6 protein-coding genes are annotated in these 5,922 nt (G+C 34.3%); all 6 read right to left on the bottom strand.

Annotation, left to right across the window (positions count from 1 at the left end; all coding sequences use genetic code 11):
• Positions 1–703: 703 nt before the first annotated feature.
• A complete protein-coding gene (locus GNP81_RS19175; protein ID WP_155674313.1) occupies positions 704–1,636 on the bottom strand; it encodes a DUF6414 family protein in 933 nt (310 codons plus the stop codon).
• Between the two features lie 118 nt (positions 1,637–1,754).
• Positions 1,755–2,168 carry a hypothetical protein gene (locus GNP81_RS19180; protein ID WP_196587407.1) on the bottom strand — a complete coding sequence of 138 codons (414 nt, stop codon included), beginning with the start codon at positions 2,166–2,168 and terminating at the stop codon, positions 1,755–1,757.
• A gap of 137 nt (positions 2,169–2,305) precedes the next feature.
• Positions 2,306–2,908: a GNAT family N-acetyltransferase gene (locus GNP81_RS19185; protein WP_155674312.1), complete on the bottom strand. Its 603-nt coding sequence runs from the start codon at positions 2,906–2,908 to the stop codon at positions 2,306–2,308.
• Positions 2,909–3,048: 140 nt separating this feature from the next.
• Entirely contained in the window at positions 3,049–3,951 is a 903-nt protein-coding gene (locus GNP81_RS19190) for a hypothetical protein (protein WP_336495507.1), read from the bottom strand.
• A 136-nt stretch (positions 3,952–4,087) separates the two neighbouring features.
• Positions 4,088–4,375: a hypothetical protein gene (locus GNP81_RS19195; protein WP_155673171.1), complete on the bottom strand. Its 288-nt coding sequence runs from the start codon at positions 4,373–4,375 to the stop codon at positions 4,088–4,090.
• A gap of 965 nt (positions 4,376–5,340) precedes the next feature.
• Entirely contained in the window at positions 5,341–5,886 is a 546-nt protein-coding gene (locus tag GNP81_RS19200; protein ID WP_012535539.1) for an AAA family ATPase, read from the bottom strand.
• Between the last annotated feature and the right edge of the window lie 36 nt (positions 5,887–5,922).

Here is a 5,922-nt window from a genome sequence, read left to right on the forward strand (position 1 = left end):
TACCTCCTTTGACATAACGCCGCAATAACACGTGCGAACACCTTACTTACAAAACCAATTATACTCCAAACCACAAACGCCGAGTGTAATTAGCATCGTGTTGATTGCTTTGTTACACGATCTTTGTCAACGCTTCACTTTAATTGGTAAAGAACTGATTTACCAATAATATTTAGAAACTAATTCTAAATTACAAAAGCTAATTTAGCGAACAAAAGAACCGTTCAACTACAAAAACTGCGAAACGAAGCAATCCTTTTTCTAGCACCATTTGTACGATTTGGTTTCAGCCAATTAGAAGTTGATAAACCAAATATCCTTGCCACAATTGGGGTTGATAATGCTGAGAGTAAAGCACAGATACAGGATAAAATGAGGCAATACCAAAGAATCATTGAAGCGTAAGAATGCCTCTGAAACGCATGAACTTAGACCGAAAATAGTTAATTGTCGAACCTGATGAAATGAAAACTAAAAGGTAACAAAGAAGAAAGAAAACCACCCTACTTTCACATCTAAAAATCGAATGGTTCTATCGCTGAACTGAGCCAAAAAACTGCAATCTTTAGTTCGTGTAACGCCTGCATAACACGTTTACTACTATGCAATTATACTTAAAATTGACATCTTAAAACGAGAAACACCCGGCAAACTGAGATTGCCGAGTGTAGTAAATCGTGTTGATGCATTTGTTATAAGAAAATTATAATTCAGTATAAATAGCTATTGGTTCAATCACCGTTTCATTCGCTAAACGTCCTGTATATGCAGACTCTATGTTAGTTAAATGATTAACCATATTGAATAGTGCTTCTTTAATTGAACCAAAGTCTTTATTTTCAGACAAATCTAAATCATTTGTCCATGCATGTTGTGTCACAATGCCAAAAATAACAAATTCTTTTTCTGTATGTCTCGCATATTTTTTAATTAGCAAATCTTCACTTTCTCTTAAACATTCCCTATCAAGTGGCGCAGAAAATAATTGATCGGATATTTTAATTTGTATATCTATCTGATCATGATATCCATAGGATAGCAGATAAGATAAATCTTTTAGAAAACGCTCATCTTGTTGTAATCCGTTATCTTTTGCTAATTTTTTAGTATTAGTTAGACGCTTCAACTCCAGATCAATTTTTGATTTTTCTTCTCTATTTGTTTGATTACTTTTAATTTCAATTGCTTGTGACTTAAGTTGATTAATATTTGAAATATTCGTAACATATGTAATTGCTTCACCAAAATCATTGAAACTTTCAAGCGTTTTCCTAATTTGATTTACATCATGAAACACAGCCTTACCTGTAATTTTCACAAAAGAATAATCATTTACTAACTTTATGGATTTATTGAAATTTTCACTATTTATTTCAAGGACCTTCCCCATATCGAAAAGTTGTTTTTCGAATAAAATATATGAATAATCATTTAGTGACTTTTTATGTGTTACCCTATTTTCATTCTTAATAATGTTCGCAAGAACCCTACCGCTAGCCACAGGGCCTTTTTGTGATTCATGATCTTCAGATGCACTACCATTATCATTGATTAAATACTCTGTTACCCCTTCGAATACTTGAGATGATAACGAATACATTTTATATTCGTCGATATAAACAAAATTTTTCATCATTTTTTATTCCTTAGTAAATATTCTGCATAATATTTCTGTCTAGTATTAAATAAAGACCATACAAATAATGTCAAACCAATAAGAGTAAACAATCCGGTCATTATTATTAAGAGGGTATTCATACCGCCACTTCCTCATTGTTATATAACTTTGAAATTCGATCGAAAACCGAATAGCTAATCAAAAGAGAAACTAATGACAACACTTGAGAGCATCCTGTAATCACATTAGAATCAGTTACTTCACTCAATGGTGCTAGCAGCGTAAATGTATAAAGCACGCTATAAAAGGCTATAAATGAAATGGAAGTACCATTTTGTATAGTCTTCCATGACGCATCTATATCACTAAGATGTTCAACCTCATTGATAATTGAAATGTGTAATACCAAACCAAAAGCAATGAAATCTGATGCTGAAAACGCTGGAATAATATTATCTTTTGTTACTAGCCATGAAAACAACCTAGATAAAATAGGAATCAAGCCTACAACAACAGTATATATCAACCATTTTGCTTTTTTATTGTTCACTGAAGCCTCCATTTTCTTATAACGCCTGCATAACACGTTTGCTACCATGCAGACTTACCTGAATTTTACTGCCTTAATCACTGAAACTAAAGGCAAACTGACAACGCCGAGTGTAGCAAATCGTGTTGATGCAATTGTTAGCTGCGCCTTTCCAGTTTGAATAACAAACTAGCTTTTACGGCCAGCCACTCACTATTAATTATCGAAAATACAACGGTATCTCGATAGCTACCATCTGCCATTTGTTGGTGATTTCTAATTACACCGTCCTGCTTTGCGCCTAAACGAGCGATTGCATTACGTGAAGCGTGATTATGCCAATGAGTTCTAAACTCAACTGCGATTGCTGAGAGGTTTTCGAATGCATGAGAAAGAAGAAGGAACTTACATTCGGTATTTACTGATGTTCTCTGGTAGCTTTTCGCATACCACGTATAACCGATTTCTACCCGTTTATTCACACAATCAGCATGGCATAAACGAGTTGTACCGATTATGGTTTGAGTTTCATTATCAATAACAGAAAAAGCCAAAGAACGCCCAGCGTCTTGTTCGCTTAAAGCCAATTCAATATAACCGTTTACAGTCTCTTCATTTGGTATTTTTGTATACCATAAGTCCCAAAGTTCACCATCAGAAGCCGCTTCAACAAGAGCTGACGCATGATCTAGTTGTAGTGGAATTAATGTGACTATTTTCCCTTTAAGCTCCGTACCTGAGAGCCATTTCTCACCTTGCATACTAAATTCCTTCTTTGAAGCAGCTAACGCCTGCATAACACGTTTGCTACTATGCAGATTAAGCTCAAATTTACCACTTAATACGGTAAACCAAAAGAAATCTAGAATGCCGAATGTAACAAATCGTGTTGATGCATTTGTTATAACATAGCACGCGCATAAGTTTGCTTTATTAATTGATCACTAGGATACAATAATGTTAATAAATGAAAGATTGCCCTTTCAATATCTTTAACGTAATTGGTTGCTTTTTGCATATCAATTTTAGGGCTATCATGCCGATGCACTAGCTTATTTCTTATTTGAACACCATTCTCTATCGCTTTTTTATATGGTGTCTCTTCCCCTAAATATTCCTTTAAAATTTTCCCATACAATTTAGATAATGGAGGAGATGGCATATCAAGAAGCAAAATCTCTAAATCAGGTCTTGTCCTTGATAAAACCTCTTTAACTGCTAATTCTGCAGCAATAGTCGCATCAATCCATTTATGATGCGCCGATCTTTCACTTTTAGCCCGATGTAAATAACGCATAGCTAATAATGGTTTAACTTGGTTATCTATAGATAATTGAATTAAATCCATTGTATCATCTTGAAGCGGGCAAATTGAATCACCTGAAAGAGAAATGCAGTGCTGACTAGGTAACTCTAGTAAATTATCTTTGGTTACCCCCCATAGCTCCGATTTTATAGAAAATAATTGCTCCTGAATATCATTATGGTTTAAATGATATTTAAGCAATGCTAGTACTTGCTGAGTAAAACTTCTTACTTCAAAAAAAACATCTGAGATTAACTGTCTACATTTTTTAGATAATTTATCACCATCAAATCGTCTTAAATTAGACAGCTCTTCAATATGGACTTCTTCAAGTTTAGCACCGTGAACTTTCGCTATAACATTGTCTTTTTGATATGAAACGGTCAATTCAATGTCAAGCCCACCTATTTTCTTATAGAAAATCGCATCAATATCAGCATCTAACGTCATATTATTTGAAATTATCGTATATTCACATTCAATATATATTGGTTTCACTTACTAGCCCTATTCTGTTATAACGCCTGCATAACACGTTTGCTACCATGCAGATTAAGCCTAAATTTACCACTTAATACGGTAAACCAAAAGAAATCTAGAATGCCGAATGTAGCAAATCGTGTTGATGCATTTGTTAGCTGTTTTCATCACGATAGTAATAAACCTTTGTTTTGTTAATCCGTAAATAAATCCATAAACCTAATACGATTAAAGTGATAAAGAAAATACTAACAAAGAATAGAAACAGTGGAGCCACTACCAAGGCCATCACACCCATTACTGGAGTCTCGTTCAATTTAATCGATGACAGATCGAACATGCTTGAAATTCCAAATAAAAGCCCTACTGGTAAAGAGCCTATCAGAGCTCCGATTGTGAGGTGTTTATATATTGTTCCTGCACTTAATTTTTTAAATTCCATATTAATCTCTTTTATTATGATAAGTTACATCCTTGGTGTGTGTTAGGTTAAATTAGAACAGCATAGAAATTCAGCTTATACAGTAGTTTTCTAAAAGAAACGGTATGTTAATCACGACTTTCTGAGGAAATCACTTCAAAGTAACTAGCTCACTAGGAGTCACTTCACAGTAAATAAGAAGATAATTGGAAATATCAATTTAAATGTTCATTGATAATTACTTCAATATGCATCGAGATGCTCAGAACCTACTTTTCATTGAAAAATATGGAGTACTTCAACAGCTAACGCCGCAATAACACGTGCGAAAGACCGACTGACAAAACCAATTACACTTCAAACCGCGAATGCCGAATGTAAATAGCATCGTGTTGATTGCTTTGTTATACGAGCCTTGCTTTCGCTCCAATTAACTTGGTAAAGAACTGATTTACCAAGATTTGCTGTAAAACGATTTTAATTAGACTAGCTCAATTAAGCGAGCAAAATATCCAATCAACGGCAATAACTGTGAAACGAAACAATCCCTTTTTCTTACACCATTTGTACGAATTGGTTTCAACAAGTTTGGAACTGATAAACCAAATATCCAAACCACAATTGGGATTGAAAATGCTAAGAGGAAAACACTGATGCAGGCTAAAATGAGGCATAACCAAAGAACAATTGAAGCGTAAATTAGTTTCTGAAACGCCTGAATTTGGGGCAATAATAGTTCAATGCCGAACCTGATGAAACGAATACCAAAAGGCAACAAAGAAAAAGATAAACCGCCCTACTTTCACACCTAAAAAACTAATGGTTCAATCGCTGAACTGAACCAAAAAAACTGCATTCTCAGAGTTCGTATAACGCCTGCATAACACGTTTGCTACTATGCAAATCAAGCCTAAACTTACCACTTAATACGGTAAACCAAAAGAAATCTAGAATGCCGAATGTAGCAAATCGTGTTGATGCATTTGTTAGCTGTGATTCAAATTGAACAATATAAAATTAACTCTTTCATTTACTGTACCAAAAGGAACTTCAATTAACTCATAACCCGATTTTTCATACGCTAGGAGCATTTCTTTATAAGTATCTACCGCAATAGAAAAATCTTGTTTACGCTCACTATCATTGGTAAATATTTCTTTCCAAGGTGGAAAAATGAAAACTTTCGAATGGTATTTAAAATTAGATATCGCCGAAGTTAATTCATCAGATAATTTGATTTGTTCAAGATTTGAATAACCGAGAATATCGATGATACTTCGGTCAAAGAAAACTAATCCATTTCGACTTTGATGCTGTTGATAAGATGCAATTTCAAATTCAAACATCGAATCACGAAAAGCTTCTTTATTAGCCCAAGGTAACGCATCACCTTTTTGCTCAACTTGAGTTTGGATGACTTTGCGGCCAGCCTCTTCAGAACAAAAGAAATCCCGAGCTTTCAGCTCATTAATAACTGTCGTTTTTCCAGAGCCTGGACCACCAGTAAATACTATGAAATTATCTTTATACAAAACTTCTCCTCGAAACAGCTAACGCCTGCATAACAC

The sequence above is a fragment of the Aliivibrio fischeri genome (assembly GCF_009727955.1).
Lineage (GTDB): Bacteria > Pseudomonadota > Gammaproteobacteria > Enterobacterales > Vibrionaceae > Aliivibrio > Aliivibrio fischeri_A.